The organism is Pontibacter harenae (assembly GCF_020907245.1).
Taxonomy (GTDB): Bacteria; Bacteroidota; Bacteroidia; order Cytophagales; family Hymenobacteraceae; genus Pontibacter; species Pontibacter harenae.
The window spans coordinates 33,985-52,957 of record NZ_JAJJWH010000027.1 but is presented as its reverse complement, the minus strand read 5'-3'; the positions used below and the strand labels follow the sequence as shown (position 1 = coordinate 52,957).

The following is an 18,973-nucleotide window of genomic DNA, read 5'->3' as shown; positions in this document are numbered from 1 at the left end:
TCGCGGGAAAGGCACAGGCGCTGGACTGGCTGCTGAGCCTGGAGTAGCAGCCCTGCCCGCTTTACCGTGACAAAGGCTGCCAACGGCGCGTCTGCGGGGTGACTACGGTTTTCCCGTTGCCTTCTCAAAACGCACATTTTCAATGGCCAAAACACTTAGATAATCTTGTTGCAAAAAAAGGTATCACAACAATTTAATATTCAATATATATCAGTCTTAAATTTAATACGTTACAGCGTATCTATAAAGTAATTGTTTAAGCAAAAAGGCATGCCGTTTTGTTGCAGAAAAAGGTTGTCTGCACCGTTCGGCGATGGTCTCACATAGAAGGCGATGCTGAATAAATTCACTTTATGTTTTATTAATTACGTAATTATTACGTAATTCGTGCAATCTTACACCATATCCGAAGCCTATGCCCAAGTACAGCAGGGAAGAGTTTCCCGCTAACTCCATCGTCTACGAGAGAACCTGCCCCTACTGCGCGCGCGACTTCTGGGCAAACAAGCCCAGGGCCGTCTACTGCTCTGCCAAGTGCCGCGTCTACGCCAACAAGCGCAAGCGGGAGGCCCAGGCGGCAGGCACTGCGGAGCACAAACCGCTGAACCCCGTCGATGAGAGAGGGAATCCTGGCCCCGCGCTTGTCGGGGAAGGCAGCCGCATGCGCCTGGACTACCACAACCCGTTTGACGAGGAGATCAGAAAGATAGATCCCCATGCAGATTTCGAGCTAAAGCACGAGGCTGGGATTGTGGTTCAGTCGGAAGAGTCGCTTGCCTCCTATTACACACTGCGTCTCAAGGGCTGTATGTACTACAACAAGGCCGTAAGGTACCTGCTGCTTGAAGACCAGATCAATAACTTCAGGCAGCTGACGCCGCCGCAAAAGAGGTTCCTGGCAAGTGAAGAGTTCAGGGTGGACGCAGAAATAAGCAGGCTGAACAGACTGTTACGGCAAATCACCAGGTGAATGCAGCTTCCGTTCAACGAATAGGCGAGCACGGTCGGAGCGCACCTCCTGTTGCGTTCCAGAGAAACCGTTTCCAGTTGAGCATAAGCAAAGTTATGGGCTAGTCCCTCTCTAGCCAATTGGAGGGTTGCCGCTTTGGGTGCTTTCACGGGCGGCCGATTACTTTATATTGGCCTGGATATATAGTATATTCGGCAGGCCTGTTACGGTTTCTGTCGATCTCGACGGGTAAGCCGCATAGATTTCCGTACATACCGTAGTCAGCGCCATCCTGAAACTATCGATTAGAAAAACAAGGTGATATGTCAATAACAAAAGAATCTGAATTGGAAGGAATGCAAAAGGTGAGCGAAGCTGTAGCCTTTGCCCTAAACAAAATGGTGAACCATGCCCAACCCGGAATGACCACAAAGGAACTGGATGACTACGGAGCAAAGATCCTTTCCGAGTTTGGGGCACGATCAGCACCCCATCTCACTTACGGCTTCCCTGGTTGGACCTGTATAAGCGTTGACAACGAGTTTTGCCACGGCATCCCGTCAGAAAAGCGGGTACTGAAAGAAGGGGATTTGATAAATATTGATGTTTCTGCCGAGCTTGGCGGTTATTGGGCCGACAACGGAAGTTCGTTTGTCGTTGGCAATGACATTAACCATCATCAAAAGCTGGTTGACGCATCAAAAGAAATACTGCGAAAAGCCATTCACAGCATCAAAGGAGGTGTAAGAATATCTGAAATCGGCAGTTTGATAGAAACAGAGGCTAAAAAGAGGGGGTACAGGGTCATCAAAAGCCTCGGCGGTCACGGGATCGGCAGAAGCCTGCACGAACAGCCTGACGAACTGCTCAACTTCAGAAATAGGTTTGACCAGAGAAGGTTCAAGAAGAATTCAGTGGTCGCTATCGAAACGTTTATTTCAACCACATCAACCTATACCAAAGAGCTAAGCGACGGGTGGACACTGGTTGGGGATAGAGGGGGCTATATGGCTCAACACGAACATACGATTGTTGTAACCGATGGCCAGCCGCTTGTACTGACGGCAAGTAATGGCATTTTCGATTAAACATGAGCATGGAGAAAACAGACTTGGTTTTACAAATGCCAGCCCTGGCCTTGGCTTAACCAAGGCAGTACTTAGCATGTTTTGGCTTATCGATCTGTAAACAAGAAAAGGCTCCCCGATATGGAGAGCCTTTTCTTGTTGATAAGTTTATCAGTAAAACTTTTCAACTTTTAGCCGTTTCTTTATACGGTGTACCTTTATATCCAGGTTTTGAATAAACTGAAAAACAGCACAATTTTTCTGTAGCCTCATGCATGACCATTCTCGCACAGAATACCTGCTACAGAACGTTTTTATTCAGACTGATCTTGAACATAAGGTAAATTATAAGGCAATAAATATATATTGATAGTATATTATATCTGTGGTTTAAAATAGCCCTCAGCAACAGCGCTCACCCTCAAGCCAGTTTTATGGGAGCCTTAAGAGACAGGCTGCTTAAGTTGGGTAGACACCAGTTTACCAGCTTAACCTCAGGCACCATGGCAGGCCTGTTTACTGCCGTAAACTACATGCTTTTTCATATAGGAGAAGGTTTAAAGGTTGCCACCTTTGCCTGTGAAAGCCCCATGACAACTAAACGACAGGCTCTACGGTGTTTAATATTGTATTATTATCATAAAAGCATATCAATATTAAAAAATAGCTGAATTTTTCCGCTAAAACTGGAATCAATGCTACCGTCTTTGTGTCTGTCTTTTAACTTTTAGCCAAAGTTAATTTTTATAGTTTTAGATTAGTTTGTTGTGGTATGATAGGGTAGTCTGTGGCTACCCTTTTCTTTTCAGACGAATTTCCTTTTTCCTGCAACTGCTGCAGCCAGAGACACTAGAGGCTTGGCTGCTATATGCCCTCTACTGAACATAGCCTTTTATGAAGCAAACGGCCTCAAAGGCGTCTTGAGATGGCGGAGGTAAGCACTGCCTCGGCATTATCGTTGATTCCGTACGCCTTTACCACAGGCTGCTTCTGGACTCCAGTGCTTTCCGCAGAGCCCAGGCAAGAGGCAAAGCTACTGACCGACAAAACAGAAGGAAGAGAACCCGCCGCGGCCCGTCTTCGTTAACCTGCTGGTATGGAATTTGACTTCAACAGATTCTTGGACAGGCTTGAGGAAAAGGCGCTGTCAAGGCAGGAAGCCGCCCGAATGGTGTACGAGGAGATCAGGGCCGCCGAAAACCAGAAGATAGGCTTCCTGGACCAGGCCAAGGAGAACCCCTTGTTCTACCGGGACATCAGCAGCCAGATCGACAACTACATCACCTACCTCAAGGTGCTGCACAACAAGATTGCTCCGCATATCCGGGAAGAACTGGACGAGCAGGTGTACCAGACAGACAAAGCCGTAATAGACCGCACCATGGAGCTGGTTGCGCAACTCGAGCAGAACGAGTACGGTAGAAGGGCCAAAAGAAACGCTCCCCCGCATAAGACCGACCCGAACGGTACCAGTCTGGAGCCCTAAGTATTTGATTGCCGCCCGAAGCTTTATCTGGCCTGCCTTGGCGGCAGCTATCTGCCCTCTGTTTAGGGGGAACAGACAACGGTGCCAGGCTTACAGCCTGCAAGTCACTGGAAAAAGGCACTTGGCTCAAAGCAGAGGGTTCCGAACGCAGGTCTTAAAAGGCCCTCAGCCAACCCTCGGCAGCCGTCACGGTCTCAAAGCCTTCCACTATCCCCTTCTCCATCATGCGGATTGCCTGCTCAGTAGACAGGCGGCTGAACGTATCTTTGGAGTACACACAGGCATGGTACTGGAGCCCCCTTCCCACCGCTCCGGGGTTCCAGTCATAGGCGACCCAGGCGGACAGGTCCGCCCATATACCCTGTACCTCCAAATGGTTGTCAAGCAGCTTATGGCAATACTGTTGCCGCAGAAAGGTGCTGATACTCTCATACCCGCCCATGATAGCTTCACCTGTGAGCGGACCCGCCCAGTTGGCGACCAGTATGTCATCCACAAGGTTGTACTCTATCTCCAGAAAGTCCGTGGCAAGGAGTCTGAAATGCTTTATAATTGTGTCCGATGATGTCCCTTACCCGGTGCGAGCCCAGAGTAATGGGTAGTAGCTGAACTTAAGGGTATCGTAGGCCAGGGCTACGGCAAGATACCTTGTAGCCTACGATACCCTTGCCAAAGTTAAGGAGTTAGACGACAAGTTTTGCTTTTGCTTTGAAAACGGCTGTGCGGACAAGTCTTTGCTGGTCTGGGTTGAAGGGTGCACCTTTCGCTCATTTTCCACTGCTTATGGAACAATTACCAGCGTTTGCAACTACTTAAGGCTTATTACCAGCCACCAAAGCACGTTTGATACCGAGCGCTTTTGCGGAGCAGACAGCCAGGGCCAATATGGGGTATATCACACAGACCCAGCACCTCCCTTACAACGTCTTGGACGGCAGTGCCCAGAAAGGTGCCCCGCAGCATGCAGCTGTTATAGCAAGCCCTTGATTTTATTAAAACTCATGTTCTGGGACACAAGCAACAGGCCAGCTGGCGAATATGAGGATTGGAAACCGTGGCTAGGCACAGATTTGTTGGTCTGCTGCAGGCTAAGTGTAGATGAATTTTGTTAGCTTTGTCGTTAACAATTTCCTAATGATTAATTAACATTCCTTTAATGTCATGAAGCCTGCTGAAACAACAACCCAGAACCAGCCCTACGCGGTGGCCGTCCGCATAGGGGAATTAGTTAAAGCCGCGGGAACAGAGGCTGCAAGGGAAAGGAGGGCACTCATGAAGCTCCTCGTAGAGCTCGAGAGCAAGAATCTACAGTTGATTGAAAGCAGATAGGTTCTGCTTTGGCAGGGCGTGCTCGCTGCCTTGAAGGGTTGCCGTGCCAGGTGTAGACTGTGCAGACAGGATGAACAGCCGCGGAAGCCTCAACAGGTAAAGCCGTCTTCTACCTGTGCTTGGGATAACCATGAAAAGAGAAAATGCCGCCTACCTTTATGCGCAAAGGTAGGCGGCATTTTCTGCTCTTCAAACTAAGGCGGAGCGATATAAAGACTTAATAATATAGGTAACCTGCAGCTAACACCTTCCTCGGATGCAGCTTCACTGTCAGACCTGCAAAGCCGTTGAAGCAGGCGCAAGGAAAACCCGTGGCTCTCGTAGAGCGGGCTTGGGCGCTTGTAAAGGACATTGGTCCGCCCAATAGGCTGCAGGGCATTACGTACGGTTAATGAAACCTTTACGCTGCCTTAACACACAGGCTATAGTGCTTCCTTACCTTTGAGCCTTGACACAGGCCCCATAGATGCGGGCTATCATAAGTATAATGGCTAAGAAGAAGGGAATAGAGTTCAACGTACTGCCATCAGGCACGGAGCTGATAACCCCATTGGGGGGCGGGAAGTTTATCGCTTATAAGAAAGGTAACTTCAAGACGCAAAATGTGCTGGTGGAGCATGCACCGTGTAAAAGGAAGTGGTACACGGAGAAAGAGGTGGAATTGGCAAGCGCGGCGGGGAAAGCACATGCAGCACGAGAGGTTCGCAGACAGGCTTTCATCGAGAACTTCTTCTACTATCCGCTGTAGCCTCCTGCAAAGAACCGAAAGCAGTCAAAGAATGCGTAGCCTTTGCCTTACGGGTGGCAAGGTCCGCGGAGCCGAGTCTCCCAGCGGTACATCCCAGTCAGGCGCTAAAGATACAGCGCCACCATCTTTCGCCAGTAGCGGGGCCGGTGGGCTTCCCCGTGCCAGACATGGAGCGTGTTATGTACCCCTTTTCCGTGCAGCGCGCGGCTCAGGTAGCTGGTGCTGCCCAGGAAAGGGTCATCCTGCCCCACTGCCAGCGTGATCTCCAGCCTCCGCAGGGAGTCCAGCAGCTCTAGGCCGTCTATGCTGGGGACATACTGGTTGGGCATGTTGAAGTAGACGCCCTCACTCCAGTGGCCCTGCAGCAGATCGCGGTAGTGGCTCATCTGCTGGCTCAGGTCATAGCGGCCGCTCATACCCACCACCTTGCAAAAGAAGCGTGGGTGCTTAAGGGCAAAGTTAACGGCGTGGAAGGCGCCGAGGCTACAGCCAGCCGAGACCATGGCTCCGCCAGGGTTCTTCTGCCGAATCAGGGGAAGAACCTCGGTCAGGATATACTGCTCATACTGCAGGTACCGCGCCACCCTTGCCGACGGGTGGCAACCCTCGCAGTAGAAGCTCTCCGTGTCCACGCTGTCCACGCAGAAAACCTGCAGGTGCCCCTGCTCGATCTTGTCACGGATAGCCTCAATCACCCGCCAGTTCTCATAATCGTAGAAGCGGCCCATGCGCGCTGGGAAAAACAGCACGGCGGCGCCCGCATGGCCAAAAACCAGCAGTTCCATGTCCCGCTGCAGCGAGGGGCTGTACCATTTGTGGTATTCTCTGTTCATCTGGCGGAGATTACAGCTGCGCCTCCGACTGCGCAGCTGGAGCGATGCTGGCCCTTATGACCCTTGTCCACAGCTCGTAGCCCTTTGCGTTCATATGCAGACCGTCCTCCTCAAAGAACTCGTCCTTAGGCTGCCCGCCAGTGTCCAGCATCCTGTCGTATATGTTGATGAACCTCCAGTTGCCGTGTTGCCCGAGAATCTCTGTTTGGATGAGGCGGTTGGCGCGGCTGAATTCTCCGAGCAGATTCCGGCGGCTGGGGCTGGGCTTCAGGGAGACGAAGTAGCAAGGCAGCCGATCACCGAAGCGCTGCCTGGCCCGCGCCACGAACTGCTGAAAGAAAATGAGCACCTCCTCCGGGTGCCGCCCGTCCCCAAGGTCGTTGTCGCCGGCATACAGCACCAGGCAGTCAGGTGAGTAAGGGGCAACCGTGCGCTCGAAAAACCAGACGCAGGCCGCCAGCGTGGAGCCGCCAAAGCCCAGGTTCACCGGTCTGTACTCCCTGAAATCCTCCTGCAGCGTCTGCCACAGCCTGACAGAGGAGCTTCCGTAGAAGAGCGTGGACGGGCTACAGGCCAGCTCCGCCCTTTCTTTCTCTAGTCGCAGCACTTCTTCTTCGTACCAGTACATAAGGCGCTTTTAATATATATAAGGTGTGTGGCTATGATATTTGCATTAGAATACGAATAAATTTGTTTTTGTTTTGCGCTCTTCATTATTCAGTCTTTCACGGGTCTTTCGCAGGGTTGCTTGTGGCCTGGGCGGTGCTGAATCAAGCAACGAGGCTCGATCTTAACAAGGGCTGCGGTAAAGCAGATTGTACAGGAATCACCACCCACGATCAATAAATTTCTTGATGAGACAAATAGTATTGCTTCGCCTCAAGACTAGCGAAGGTGGCCAGTGCGTGTACAGCATGTGAGTCAGCCTGAGAATCATTTTGTGCTGCAGACAAGCCAAGACACCTATCAAGCCAGAGCAGTTATCAGTGATTACAGGTAAGGAATCCAAGGAGCGGAGGGCAGCACTAGATTCCGTTTTGGCATGTAAAAACACAAAGTAGTTATGCTGTTTGTGAATGGGTAACTGATATATGAATAAGTAGAATTAGTTTGCTCGACACTTTAGTTTGAAGCACAAGCATGTTTCAGCTAATGCGAAGACTCAAGAAGCTATCAAATTCGGTATGTACCCACCGTTTCACCACTATCCTTCATCATATTAATTTTAAGGTGCTGGCGGTTTGCCTGTAACTGGATAAGTGTCCTGTTGCCCTCTTTTGGGCCTCCGCCAATAATAATAGGATAAGAATGATCTTTGTCTGGTGGGTGTACACCATAGCGGTGGGTATGGCCAGAAATAACCATGTCGATCTTATGTTTCTCAAACAGTGGGTGAAATAGCTGCCTGCAATGTTTGGTCCCATGCCATTCCCCAGCATGAAAAGGGGGAATATGCATCAAAACAACCTTATATTTGTAGTATTTAAAGGTTTTCTTCTGTAGTTCCTTTTCTAGCCATTCGGCCTGTTTTTCCCTGAAGCTATCAAAGTCTACAATATCGCTGTACTCAGGATGCCCATCTTCTTTGTCCTCTCCAGTGTCTATCACAATCCAGTGCACAGGCCCTTGCTTAAAGGAAAAGAAGTACTCGTTGTCTTCGTAGGTGAAGTAATTCTTGAAGTCCCTCGCAAACTTTCCTCTGGTTTCATGGTTACCCCTAATCATCAGGAAAGGAATTTCACTGGCAAATATATGTGTGCAAGGCTTCAGCAAGTGATCAATAATTTGCTGCTCATCGGTCTGGTAGTCAAACATGTCGCCATTTAATGCCACAAATTCATACGGAAACTCTTTATTTAAAGCCAGCAACTGCTCGAAAGAGTGGGGGCGGTCATGGATGTCGTTGAGGATCAGACAGGAGACCGATGAAGCCTCTGGATTCCTTGTCTTGAAGCGGTAAACCTGACTGGCAATTTCCTCCCCGTACTGAAGATCATAGGGGTCAAACTTCACGATCTGCCTACTGACCACGCGGTACTGATATTCGGTGCTAGGCTTCAACCCCTTGAGTTGAATGGAGTTTAACTGATTGTTAGCCTGAACAAAACCATCTGCAAGGGCAACCGCTTTCTGGTTTAGCTGCTTCTCTCCATACTCTACCCAACTATAGGCATTCTGACTGGTAAGGAACAGTATATTTACAGCTTGCTCGGTCAGGCTTTGCAAATAGGGCGCCGATCTAAACTTGAACTCCGTTGGACCTGCATCCTGCGCAACTGCCTGTGAGACGGGGAGGGATGATCCTACGGCCCCTACTAGCGTTATCTTTGAAAGATCACCTATAAAGCCTCTTCTTCCTGGCTTCTTTGCATTTCTCATATTATCAGAAAGATACATCATTAATCGGGTTTATACTCAAAGGCGGCAACTACAGGATAATGGTCAGACTCCCGGTACGCCCACTGCGGAACCTCATAGTTTGAGACAGTCAGCTTTTCCAGGGCCGTGTACATGATGTAATCGATCACCCTATTAGGGTTAGAGGTGGAGAATGTAGGTTGGCTGCAGTTATTGTTTCTACACCCTAGCACGAGTTGCGTACGCAGTATGCGTACAGTTTCAGACTCGGGTAAAGCATTGAAATCGGCCCCTACAATAACAGGCTTGTCAAAGCTTCGGATCAGACTTGCAAACTCTTCGGCCTGTCGTATACGGTTTGCCTCGTTGCTAAGGTGGTCGAAATGGGTGCTGATAAAGTAGAACTCCTCCCCTCCTACTTCTACTGTTATGCGGGCAACCGACCTTTGCTCCCCTCCCAGCTCAGGCACAACACTCAAACTATAGGCTTTTGAATCTTTAATAGGAAACCTGGATAATACGGCGTCGCCATACTCCCCGCCATAGTTGTTAATGGCCTTCGCAAAGAAATACTCCATGCCACACAGCCCGGCTAGCTCCCTGGCTACATGTACATTTACCCCGTTTCTACTGGTATAGGCATCCACTTCCTGCAAGGCAACCAAATCCGGCTTTACGCGCTTAATGACATCGGCAATTTCCTGGAGGTTCGGGATACCACCGGGTCTTGCCCCCCAGATGTTATAGGTCATCACTTTAAGAGGGAGGGTTTCTTTTACAGGTATTACTTCGGTGCTTTCCTCGTCGCTTTCGTCTCTTTGGCAGGAGAAAAGTAGCAAAGACAGAAAAAGGTAATAAAACAGGCATTGTATTCTATTGGATGATCGAATCAGCATACTAGTACTTAGGTTACTTAAATTAACAGAGCCACATAAAGGGAGCTACCCATAAAGCACCCAAATACTTTATGGGTAGTGCCATTTGCTGTGCTAAAATGCCTTTATCTCGGCTACGTGCGTTCTGTACACATCCTGGTGGCTTGCGTTGATGGTGATTCTAAAATACCTTGCCTCCATTGCAGTAGGGAAATAAATGGTATTGGAAGCAGTGTTTTCCAATACATAGCTATCCGTCTCTACCCAGCTTTCACCATCAGTGCTTATCTCGACTACTATATCACGCGGGTTACCGTTTCCACCGACCTGGTTCACCCTGCCAAATATTTCCAAGCCATGAATCATTTTGCTCTCATTCATGTCTATGGCAACAAAATGCGGGTGCCCCGGGCGGTTGCCGTTAGCGTCCCTTCTCCACTGCGAATGCCAGAAAGTATCCAGGCTTCCGTCAAAGGAGTGTCGTGCTCTGCCACCAGTTCTAGAGCCATCATTCTCATCCGAGGAATAACTGTGAACTGTCCAGTTCTCCTGAGAGAACTTCTCGTAAGGATTCTCATCGAACTCACCCGATACGAGGTAATAAACTGTTTTCAATTCCTCATTCACCTGCACATCGCCACTTACATCCTTTATCGTTACGGGCAGTAAATGAGGTCGTGGACCTGTAAGCTTTAGCGGGTTAACCTCGATGCTGATGCTGTTACTGCTAGATTTACCTGCTGCAAGTACTACTGCATTAGCACTTATTCGGTAACTTCCTTCTGGCATAGCGGGGTAATCAGTACCGTTCAAGGCATTAAATTCATCAACCAGCGCCGTAGTGGCCTCAAGATTTACGGTTATGTCCTGATTCTGAAAGTTCACGCCTCCATAACCTACGCCCAGCTTTATGCTATGCCACTCATCCTTCATGGCATAGGAATACTGTACAGGGTTTTCTATGGCATCCTGCAGAAAGACTTTCGAGAAAGACGCAGCATTAGGAACCTCAAACTCTTCCGGGCTACAGGCATAAAGGCATTGAAGGACGGCAGCGAGGAGTAGCCAATTAAATTTATAGTTTAGCTTCATTTGATTTATTTTAAAAATTACCAACCAGGGTTCTGCACACAATTAGGATTTCTTTCTACTTCGCGCTGAGGAATAGGGAAAAAGTAGAACGCTTTTCTGAATACTCTGTTTTCAAACACGGTTCTTTGGAAAAAATTAGGGTCAGTGGCATAGTTACCAGCGTTTACATTCATCCCCCAGAACGGTCCTGCATCGGTCTGTTCTGCAATCTTCCACCTTCTGGTATCAAAGTAGCGAAGATGCTCCATAGCCAGCTCTACTCTTCTCTCTTTCCAGATCCTTTCTCTCATCCCGCTTTTCCCATTATCTGAGGTATAGCTTGGTATACCGCCTCGCTCTCTTATCATATTGAGGTAGCGCAGTACATCAGCGTGCCCAGCACTGTATTCATTCAGCGCTTCTACATAATTCAGCAGTATCTCGGCGTAGCGATACATCACCAATGGCCTGGCAACATACTTGCTTTCTCTAGGGTTACTGTCTGGGTGCACATTCTTTCGGAACAGGTAACCAGTTTCAGAGTAGTCATGAGATCCTCCCTTTCCCGATTCTCCGCTATACCATAATTCTACCTCTCTTACACCCAAGCTGGAAGTTGTATTTATCCAGTCGCTTCCGCTATAGATCACCGATGCGTAGAATCTTGGCTCCCGGTTTACATACATGTTGAAGGTATTAGCCTTGGTGTACTTACCAGCCTCAGTCGAAAAGCCTGCCTCTGAATATCCCGATAAAGGATTGATGACAGGAGATCCATCGGTGTTGTATCCTGATATAGGAGCCTCGCCGTTAGCCATCTGGTAAGCATCCACAAGCTGCTGGGTTGCACCCATGCTGGCGAATCCGTTGGCCAATCGAGGTGTTAAGGATCGTTCGTAGCTGGATAGTGAGTTCGAGTTTCTTGCAAAGATCCACTCAGAGTTCCACGGATCCAGGAACAGATCCCTGTAAGAGAGGAAAGGATCAAACGCCCCGTCGGCTCCGCTCTTTTTGTAAAGCGCCAAAAGCCCTTGTGACTCGGCCAAGTCAATGATTTCTTTGGCAGCATCCGCAGCTCTCTTCCACTTCTCAGCAGAGAAAGAAGTATTCATCAGGGGCGTTCCATCAGGGTTTACGAAATTGCTGTAATCTGAATTGCCATTAAATAAAGGGCTCGCTGCGTACAGCAGCATACGGCTCTTCACTGCCAGACACAGCATCTTTGTAGCCCTGCCATAATCCCTTTCCGGCTGTAGTGTAAAGTGTAGGGGCAAGTCCTGGGCCGCCATATCTAACTCCTTTACAATGTAATCAACGCATGCATCAAAAGGCGTTCGGCTCATCTGCATACTTGCGTGGTCGGTAGACAGATCCGGGGCTACAGCCTCATCTCCTAAGATGATGACAGGCCCATACTGCTTTAGGAGCTCAAAGTAAAAGAAGGCCCTTAAAAACCTGGCTTCCGCTTTATACTGCTTAATAAGGTTTGCTCCCTCTCTGTCCTGTAAAATCTGCTCATTTCCATCTATATTATTCAGAAAAGTGGTGGCTGACCTGATTCCTTTATAATAGTGATCCCAGAAAACCCAGTAGTTTGAGGCTGCGCTCCAGTTACCGAGGTTCACCCTGTACGGATTGTTTCTTTGGGATACATCAATATCGTCCGAAACCACATCCCATGGGGTATTGTTCGTCCTGTGGGCCTCGTCTCTAACATAGTTGTATACATTGGCCAGGTACGACTCGGATAGGTCCTTTCTGCTGAACACCTCTTCCATTGTCATAATATCATCTGGCACCTGATCCAGGAATTCGTTCTCACAAGCCGTGGAAGTGAATATTAGTATCAAAAACACCACAACTGATAACAAGCCCCCAGGCCTTTTTATTGATTTTATGTTTTTCATCTCTATTTAAGTTTAAAATTTCAGGTCAACACCCAGTGTGTAAGAAGCGATGTTGGGGTAGCCTGTGCCTCTCCCATCCCCCAGCTCTACATCCCAGAACTTGAACGGGCTCCAGGTGAACACATTGAAGCCTGCCAAAAATATACTGGCATTGTCCAGTTTAAGCCTTTGTGCGAATGCCTTAGGCAAGCCATAGCTTAACTGCACGTTTTTAAGGCGAAGGTAGCGCCCGTTCTTTAACCACCAGGTGCTCGTTGCGTAGTTGTTGTTTGGACTACCGTCAGAGAGCCTGGGGTAAAACACATCCTGACGGGGGTTGTCAACTGTCCACCGATCTTCAATATTGCTTAGGAGGTTGCCACGGCTCATGGAAACCGAGAAAGGTGTTACCCCTTCGCCATTCATGTATATATCTACATTTCCGACTCCCTGGAATAAGGAAGAAAGCGTAATATTCTTGTAGCCCAGGGTCAGCCCAAAGCCATACACAATCTCAGGAATGGTACCATAGCCAATCGGAACACGGTCAAAGTCATCGATCTTGCCGTCACCGTTGACATCCTGGAACATTATGTCTCCCGGCTGGACTGTGCCAGTGTGTAGCGGGCCATTGGCAATTTCCTCCTCTGTTTCGAACAGGCCTAAGGCTTTCAAACCGAAGCGCTGCCCAACTTTCCTTCCCCTCTGATCCAGCCATGGATAAGTAGGCGAAGGCTGGTCGTTATCGATGATCTTATTTCTACTGAAGGTAAAGTTCCCTATCGCCTGGAGAAAAAAGTCATTGAACCGCTTGGAGTAGGTCAGGCTTGCATCAATACCTTTATTCTCGATAATCCCCAGGTTCCCATAAGGCGCTTTCTGTAAGCCGACATAAGCTGGAACAGCACTTCTGTTCAGGAATATACCTTCTCTTAGTTCTTCGAAATAATCAACCTGTAAGTTCAGATCGCTGTTAAGGCTATATAAGTCTATACCCACGTTTGTTTTAGTAGCCGTCTCCCAGCTTACATCCACCCCGTACTCTCCAATATCATACCCTCCATAGTTGTTACCCCGGTCTTTACCGAATGAGTATCCTGTTGTAGAACCTACTGTTGACAAATATGCAAAGCGTCTGCCTGTAATCTGGCTATTACCCACTATACCATGCGAGAAACGCAGCTTGGCCATTGGAAAAACTCCAGAGATCGGCTCAAAGAACTTTTCCTCGCTAACAACCCAGCCTAGACCAACAGAAGGAAAGAAACCAAAGCGTTTGGAGGGGGCAAAGTTTTCAGACCCGTTGTACCCGAAGTTCAACTCCAGAAAATACTTATTGTCATACCCATACGTGCCTCTACCAGAAACACCCATATAGCGATAAGGAAGGGAGCTGTTGAAGTCCCCGGCCTGGGAGTTAAGCATATCGCTCTGGTTGTAAAGCAGCATACCTTTTACCTCGTGCTTCTTAAAGAACTTTTCATAGTTCAGGGCGCCTTCAAAGTAGATGGTGCGTTCTCCCGTACTGTTGCGGCTGAAGTTCAGGTAACGCTCTCCCCTGTAGGTTTCCTCATAAAGCATGTTACCGTTTTCATCGCGGCCTGTTGCCAGAAAAGTGTCAGGTCTTTTGGTTCGGCGCATACTTGTGTAATTGTACACATCAAAAGAGAACATAGCTGTTGCCGAAAGACCGTCTAACACCATCGGGAGATCCTGTGTTACCCTTAGATTCGAGAAGAGTTGGTTCCTCCATTGGTTGGCGTAACCAGTGGCGGTAAGGTTTCCGTATGGGTTATCCAGCGCCCCCGAGCGCTGGTCGGCGATTTCCCCGTTCTCGTAGTGCACCGGGTGAATGATGGGGGTAACGTAGTATGCCTTCTCGAAGATGGTTGCCTGGCCTGCTCCAGGATAATTAGCGTTAGCCAAGTACCCCTGTACACCTAAATCAACTTTAGTGGTGCTGGAAGCTTTAACAGAGAGGTTGGTTGTCAGATTATACCTTTTATACCCTATTTGGTTATTATAATCCACAAGATCGCCCTGCTTGTACAGGCCCACCTCATCGAAGAAGCTCGTTCCCACATAATAAGTGGCACTTTCAGACCCTCCGCTGATGTTTAGGTTGGCTCTGCGCTGGTGCCCGAAATCGTTGAAAAGAGCATCCATCCAGTCTACGTTCGGATACAGGTAAGGATCCGTACCCTGCTCTGTCATCGAGATAGCCTCATTACTGTAAATGGGCGCACCTCCTCGATTTACTATAGCCTCGTTAGACATGCGCATGTAGGTTGGCCCGTCTGCAAACTCAGGCAGTTTAGTGAACTTTGTCACTCCTTCGTAGTAACGGAATGAAAACTTAGGTTTGCCTGGCGTTCCTCTCTTCGTTTTGATGATAACGACGCCATTGGCTCCCCTAACGCCATACACAGCAGTCGCGGAGGCATCTTTTAGAACAGTAAAGCTTTCTATATCTTCAGGGTCTACGTTCGCCATTGCCCTCGGAGTGCCATCTACCAGCACAAGCGGCTTACTAAGCCCCTGACTGAAAGTGGAGATACCTCGTATCCAAATGTCAGAATCGTCAAAACCGGGTTCGCCAGTCCGCTGCACTCCGATAACTCCCGATATTCGCCCTGCCAATGCATTGGTCAGATTTGCTGTCGGCACCTGTAGAGCCTCGGCTTCCACAGAGGACTGGGCCCCTACCAAACTGGCTTTTCTTTGCGTACCAAAACCTACCACCACCACTTCGTCCAGTGCAGCATTATCCTCTATCAAAGCAATATTCAGGACTTCTCTTCCCTGAACCTGGATTCGCTGTGTTACGTACCCTAAGTAACTGGCAACTAAAACCGCATCAGAGTTTATATCAAGTATGTAATTGCCGTCGGAATCCGTAACAGTGCCTTTGGCAGTACCCTCTACCGACACAGTAGCGCCAGGAAGAGCGACTCCTTTCTCATCTGTTATTTTACCCCTTACAGTTATGTCTTTTATCTGTTTTGCACCGGGGCTTTCAACCGGCCTTATATTCACCCCGATGGTATAGTTTATTTGCTTAAAAGTGAATCCTGTCCGTTTTGAGACGGATTGAAGAAGACTCTCCAAGTCTATTTCTCTCTTAGGCAGTCTGACTGTCTGACGAAGGTCCAAGTCACTCTTGTAGGAGAATTTAAACTGGGTCTGTTTTTCGACTTCGTGAAAAAGGCTTTCAACAGTAGGAGACTGTCTATCAAACCTGACAAAGGTCTCCCTTAGGTCTTGCCCCTTCACTTCGCTTGCAAAGCTGATAGAGGTTCCCACATAGGCTATAAACCCTATGATGAAGATCCGCATCGTCAGCCTGAGGAATAAGATGCACAAATGTTTTTTCATTTTCTCGGTTTCATTAGAAATTAATTATATATGTCAGCTAGCATAACCCTTTGAAAAGCGAACTACAGTCGCTACAGTTTTAGCAACCTTTGGCTCTTATGATAAGCTTCTTGCCGTCTATCTTGTAGTCAATATTGACAGAGAACCGAATCAACTCCATCAGTTCTTCCAGCGACAGATTGGTATAGGTGCCGGTAAGCTGGCAAGGGGCATCTGATTCAACAGAAACGGTGACCTGCACTCCATACCAGGCCTCCAGTTTAGGTGCTATTTCCTGTAAAGGCGTTTTGTCAAAGATCAGCTTACCCTCTGTCCATCCGAAAACACTCTCCGGGTGCTTTATCTCAGCCTTCGTAAGCTCACCTTTATGGAATACACCTTGCTGGTTAGGGGCAAGGAAAACAGACGTGCCCTGGCTCTTCTCCTCTACCCGCACTTTGCCTGTTTTCACAGAGACCTTCTCTAACTCAACCTGATGAGAAGAAACACTGAAGGATGTACCCAGCACCTTAGTTATCAGGCCTTCTGTCTCGACAACAAAGGCTTGGCCCTTGTTTTTCTTTATATCAAAAAAGGCTTCTCCGGTAAGTTCCACTCTCCTTTCCTGCGAAAAGTCCCGATAAACCAAAAGCTGGCTATTACTATTAAGATAGGCGACAGAACCATCTGGCAGCTCAAGCTTTTTTCTTACTCCTGGACCACTGCTATAAGTGTCGGATAAGGCTTGAGCCGATTGAACAGGTGTAGTATTTCGTGCTTGATATTGGTAGAACCAGGTCATGCAGGCTAGAGCGAAAACAATAGAGGCGGCGATTCGGAGCCACCTGCGCACTAGGGGCTTTTTCTTACCTACTGGTGACTGCATTCTCTGAAGAGTTCTTTTGAATAGCTCTTCCTGAAACTGCTCTTTACTTAATTTCGTGTAGACAGCCGCCTCCTGATTTTCCTGATCATCATACCAACGATCTAACAAAACCTTCTCCTCTTCAGAAAGCCTCCCTCTTAAAGCTTTGGCAATAAGAAGCTCGATTTGGCTGCTACTCGGCTTTTCTCCATTCATTGTAGGTAAGTGATAAAAAGGGAGCATCACTACCTCTGAATTTGATTAAGCGTTTGTTAAATACCGCTTTACATATTTAACATAAGCTTAATCATTAATTTTTGATATTAATAAAGTGTCTACACTGGACAACTTGCAATTGATCGTAACTACTAAGGGGCTTTGGGGGAATATCGTTGCTCAGGCATTAATCTAAAGGACTAAGAGCCGTATGCTGACACGATTAGTGAAAACTGGATGACAACAGCTTAATTAAGCAAGGTGAGGAACAGTAAAGATGGGGCATAATCCTTTAGCTCAGCACGTAAAACAGTCAAGGACTTGTGGAGGTTATTATGGACTGTCTGCTGTGAAATATTAAGAGCATCGGCAATCTCATGGCTTTTTAGTCCTTCGAAGCGACTCATTCTAAAAATTAACTGCTGCCTTTCCGGAAGTTTGTCAAGCGCAATTTCAAGTACTTCGAAAAGCTCTTCAAATTCTAAGCTAGCATCACAAACACTTATGTGGAGATTCTCAGGTGAGCTTATATCCCTCTCCCAGCGTCTGTTCTCAATAACTTTGAATACATGGTACTTTACTGCTGTATGCAAATAGGAATTCAAGCTTCCTGTGACTCTAAGGCTGTTTCTTCTCTTCCACATGTCGGCAAAAATCTCTTGAACAATATCGCTGCATTCATCCTGTGACTTCAACCTCTTGAAGGCAGAAGCATAAAGGGATTCCCAATATTTTTCGAAGATTTCTTTGAAGGCATTGGAATCATCCAGCTGCTTTATTCTTTCAATTAATTCAGTATCTGCCCTTAACACTTCCATTTCTATATTTTCCTCAAAGATATTGGAAACAGAAATTGAAGTTGGCTGTAAAACCTTTACTAAATTGTTAAGATGAACCAGAATTCTCTCGTTTCTCTTAAATCAATTCCTGAATAGAAGATTCTAGAGATTAGAGCACTTTATAATTTCGATGTCAAAGCTTTGGTTTCAAACTATCTTCACCCAGATAGTTAATATCTTATTTGTACAATACAAATGGTGCCAGCTTCCCAGAAAAAGGAGGGTTAAATGAGACAAATATGTAAAGGGCTAACGGGCTTTGCAAAAAAAAATTAAATGCTTTTTAGCTTTTGTGAGTGGTAACGTTTATCAAACTTGGACACCTGTCAACTCAACATCCTGTCTAGTTATAAAATTAAATGATGCCTTAATCTGTAGCCAATAACTCTGCTATACCTAGGTCGGTTATATCGCTGCACAATAATTGGATAAATGTTCAGAAATAGATTCGTGATGATCAGCCACTTTGCTTCATCTAAGGATTTGGTAAACCAAACAGTGAAAGCGAATACAATCATGGCTATGATTAAATGGCCAAATTCTGATTCCTTGGTATTATAATCACGTGCTCTCAAGGTAGTCAAATTAGCCTTCATTGGATTCTTTTGCCTATACATCTTCTCCCATCCTATCCATACCAGAATCTTTCTATAGAAATGGACACCGAAGTACTTGTATAATTTACCTTCTTTTTCAAATGGCTTGTCTTCAAAATACCCCCAGTCCATCTTTGGTTTAAACAGATTAAACAGGATGGTGTACCATGCCATTAGTAAAAAGTTGAATGAGATACTAAAGCCAACGCTTGAATAAGTTAATATCCTTACTTCGACATAGCTTACCCCTAAAACAAGCAATGTAATCAAAACAGATGAAGACCAATTTCTAACACCCTTGTTCATAGCTTATTTAATATTTACAGTTCCCACTAACTTGCGGATATACAGAATGACATACAGTTTATTGTCGTTTTTGACAAATAATCGTAACTGGATTAACGAATATACTATATATTAAACTTTTAACTGCTGGATCCTCTCCCGAATTTTCCAATCTCATAAAACGGCCGTTTTTTAAGGCAAATTCACCAGCATACC

The 18,973-nt window shown here is 47.2% G+C and carries 17 protein-coding genes; 6 read left to right on the top strand and 11 right to left on the bottom strand.

Annotated features, from left to right (window positions below):
- Nucleotides 1-415: 415 nt before the first annotated feature.
- The 4 genes from LN893_RS13800 to LN893_RS13785 all read left to right on the top strand — a co-directional run bounded on the left by LN893_RS13800 (nucleotide 416) and on the right by LN893_RS13785 (nucleotide 3,502).
- Nucleotides 416-970, top strand: a complete 555-nt coding sequence (locus LN893_RS13800; protein ID WP_229971000.1) for a DUF2256 domain-containing protein — start codon at nucleotides 416-418, stop codon at nucleotides 968-970.
- 302 nt (nucleotides 971-1,272) lie between these two features.
- Nucleotides 1,273-2,037, top strand: a complete 765-nt coding sequence (gene map / locus LN893_RS13795) for a type I methionyl aminopeptidase (RefSeq protein ID WP_229970998.1) — start codon at nucleotides 1,273-1,275, stop codon at nucleotides 2,035-2,037.
- A gap of 904 nt (nucleotides 2,038-2,941) precedes the next feature.
- Nucleotides 2,942-3,103 carry a hypothetical protein gene (locus LN893_RS13790; protein WP_229970996.1) on the top strand — a complete coding sequence of 54 codons (162 nt, stop codon included), beginning with the start codon at nucleotides 2,942-2,944 and terminating at the stop codon, nucleotides 3,101-3,103.
- A gap of 9 nt (nucleotides 3,104-3,112) precedes the next feature.
- Nucleotides 3,113-3,502 (top strand): hypothetical protein, encoded by a 390-nt coding sequence (locus LN893_RS13785; protein ID WP_229970994.1) that lies wholly within the window; start codon nucleotides 3,113-3,115, stop codon nucleotides 3,500-3,502.
- A 154-nt stretch (nucleotides 3,503-3,656) separates the two neighbouring features.
- On the opposite strand, the gene LN893_RS13780 is transcribed toward LN893_RS13785, so the two are convergent.
- Complete coding sequence (locus LN893_RS13780; protein ID WP_229970992.1) at nucleotides 3,657-3,809, bottom strand: hypothetical protein; 153 nt, start codon at nucleotides 3,807-3,809, stop codon at nucleotides 3,657-3,659.
- Nucleotides 3,810-4,663: 854 nt separating this feature from the next.
- Between LN893_RS13780 and LN893_RS13775 the strand changes: the two genes are divergently transcribed.
- Together LN893_RS13775 and LN893_RS13770 are read left to right on the top strand one after the other, a co-directional pair.
- Nucleotides 4,664-4,831: a hypothetical protein gene (locus LN893_RS13775; RefSeq protein ID WP_229970990.1), complete on the top strand. Its 168-nt coding sequence runs from the start codon at nucleotides 4,664-4,666 to the stop codon at nucleotides 4,829-4,831.
- A 466-nt stretch (nucleotides 4,832-5,297) separates the two neighbouring features.
- Complete coding sequence (locus LN893_RS13770) at nucleotides 5,298-5,579, top strand: hypothetical protein (RefSeq protein ID WP_229970988.1); 282 nt, start codon at nucleotides 5,298-5,300, stop codon at nucleotides 5,577-5,579.
- Nucleotides 5,580-5,683: 104 nt separating this feature from the next.
- Here LN893_RS13770 and LN893_RS13765 read toward each other — a convergent pair whose 3' ends face one another.
- From LN893_RS13765 to LN893_RS13720, 10 genes are all read right to left on the bottom strand, one after another.
- A complete protein-coding gene (locus LN893_RS13765; protein WP_229970986.1) occupies nucleotides 5,684-6,412 on the bottom strand; it encodes an esterase family protein in 729 nt (242 codons plus the stop codon).
- Between the two features lie 10 nt (nucleotides 6,413-6,422).
- A complete protein-coding gene (locus LN893_RS13760; protein WP_229970984.1) occupies nucleotides 6,423-7,040 on the bottom strand; it encodes a GDSL-type esterase/lipase family protein in 618 nt (205 codons plus the stop codon).
- 545 nt (nucleotides 7,041-7,585) lie between these two features.
- Entirely contained in the window at nucleotides 7,586-8,812 is a 1,227-nt protein-coding gene (locus LN893_RS13755) for a purple acid phosphatase family protein (protein ID WP_229970982.1), read from the bottom strand.
- Nucleotides 8,812-9,666: an endonuclease/exonuclease/phosphatase family protein gene (locus tag LN893_RS13750; protein WP_229970980.1), complete on the bottom strand. Its 855-nt coding sequence runs from the start codon at nucleotides 9,664-9,666 to the stop codon at nucleotides 8,812-8,814. Before LN893_RS13750 ends, LN893_RS13755 begins: the two co-directional genes overlap by 1 nt.
- A gap of 93 nt (nucleotides 9,667-9,759) precedes the next feature.
- A complete protein-coding gene (locus LN893_RS13745) occupies nucleotides 9,760-10,737 on the bottom strand; it encodes a BT_3987 domain-containing protein (protein ID WP_229970979.1) in 978 nt (325 codons plus the stop codon).
- Between the two features lie 17 nt (nucleotides 10,738-10,754).
- Complete coding sequence (locus tag LN893_RS13740) at nucleotides 10,755-12,623, bottom strand: RagB/SusD family nutrient uptake outer membrane protein (RefSeq protein WP_229970976.1); 1,869 nt, start codon at nucleotides 12,621-12,623, stop codon at nucleotides 10,755-10,757.
- Between the two features lie 12 nt (nucleotides 12,624-12,635).
- A complete protein-coding gene (locus LN893_RS13735) occupies nucleotides 12,636-15,977 on the bottom strand; it encodes a SusC/RagA family TonB-linked outer membrane protein (protein WP_229970974.1) in 3,342 nt (1,113 codons plus the stop codon).
- A 79-nt stretch (nucleotides 15,978-16,056) separates the two neighbouring features.
- Nucleotides 16,057-17,037 (bottom strand): FecR family protein, encoded by a 981-nt coding sequence (locus LN893_RS13730; RefSeq protein WP_229970972.1) that lies wholly within the window; start codon nucleotides 17,035-17,037, stop codon nucleotides 16,057-16,059.
- Between the two features lie 248 nt (nucleotides 17,038-17,285).
- Nucleotides 17,286-17,855, bottom strand: a complete 570-nt coding sequence (locus LN893_RS13725) for an RNA polymerase sigma factor (RefSeq protein WP_229970970.1) — start codon at nucleotides 17,853-17,855, stop codon at nucleotides 17,286-17,288.
- 368 nt (nucleotides 17,856-18,223) lie between these two features.
- Nucleotides 18,224-18,646: a glycosyl-4,4'-diaponeurosporenoate acyltransferase CrtO family protein gene (locus tag LN893_RS13720; protein ID WP_229970968.1), complete on the bottom strand. Its 423-nt coding sequence runs from the start codon at nucleotides 18,644-18,646 to the stop codon at nucleotides 18,224-18,226.
- Nucleotides 18,647-18,973 lie beyond the last annotated feature (327 nt).

Excerpts from the sequence above, each read along its gene's own strand:
- LN893_RS13800 (WP_229971000.1), top strand. The coding sequence starts at position 416 with ATGCCCAAGTACAGCAGGGAAGAGTTTCCCGCTAACTCCATCGTCTAC.
- map (WP_229970998.1), top strand. The coding sequence starts at position 1,273 with ATGTCAATAACAAAAGAATCTGAATTGGAAGGAATGCAAAAGGTGAGC.
- LN893_RS13790 (WP_229970996.1), top strand. The coding sequence starts at position 2,942 with ATGGCGGAGGTAAGCACTGCCTCGGCATTATCGTTGATTCCGTACGCC.
- LN893_RS13785 (WP_229970994.1), top strand. The coding sequence starts at position 3,113 with ATGGAATTTGACTTCAACAGATTCTTGGACAGGCTTGAGGAAAAGGCG.
- LN893_RS13775 (WP_229970990.1), top strand. The coding sequence starts at position 4,664 with ATGAAGCCTGCTGAAACAACAACCCAGAACCAGCCCTACGCGGTGGCC.
- LN893_RS13770 (WP_229970988.1), top strand. The coding sequence starts at position 5,298 with ATGCGGGCTATCATAAGTATAATGGCTAAGAAGAAGGGAATAGAGTTC.
- LN893_RS13765 (WP_229970986.1), bottom strand. The coding sequence starts at position 6,412 with ATGAACAGAGAATACCACAAATGGTACAGCCCCTCGCTGCAGCGGGAC.
- LN893_RS13760 (WP_229970984.1), bottom strand. The coding sequence starts at position 7,040 with ATGTACTGGTACGAAGAAGAAGTGCTGCGACTAGAGAAAGAAAGGGCG.
- LN893_RS13755 (WP_229970982.1), bottom strand. The coding sequence starts at position 8,812 with ATGATGTATCTTTCTGATAATATGAGAAATGCAAAGAAGCCAGGAAGA.
- LN893_RS13750 (WP_229970980.1), bottom strand. The coding sequence starts at position 9,666 with ATGCTGATTCGATCATCCAATAGAATACAATGCCTGTTTTATTACCTT.
- LN893_RS13745 (WP_229970979.1), bottom strand. The coding sequence starts at position 10,737 with ATGAAGCTAAACTATAAATTTAATTGGCTACTCCTCGCTGCCGTCCTT.
- LN893_RS13740 (WP_229970976.1), bottom strand. The coding sequence starts at position 12,623 with ATGAAAAACATAAAATCAATAAAAAGGCCTGGGGGCTTGTTATCAGTT.
- LN893_RS13735 (WP_229970974.1), bottom strand. The coding sequence starts at position 15,977 with ATGAAAAAACATTTGTGCATCTTATTCCTCAGGCTGACGATGCGGATC.
- LN893_RS13730 (WP_229970972.1), bottom strand. The coding sequence starts at position 17,037 with ATGAATGGAGAAAAGCCGAGTAGCAGCCAAATCGAGCTTCTTATTGCC.
- LN893_RS13725 (WP_229970970.1), bottom strand. The coding sequence starts at position 17,855 with ATGGAAGTGTTAAGGGCAGATACTGAATTAATTGAAAGAATAAAGCAG.
- LN893_RS13720 (WP_229970968.1), bottom strand. The coding sequence starts at position 18,646 with ATGGCATGGTACACCATCCTGTTTAATCTGTTTAAACCAAAGATGGAC.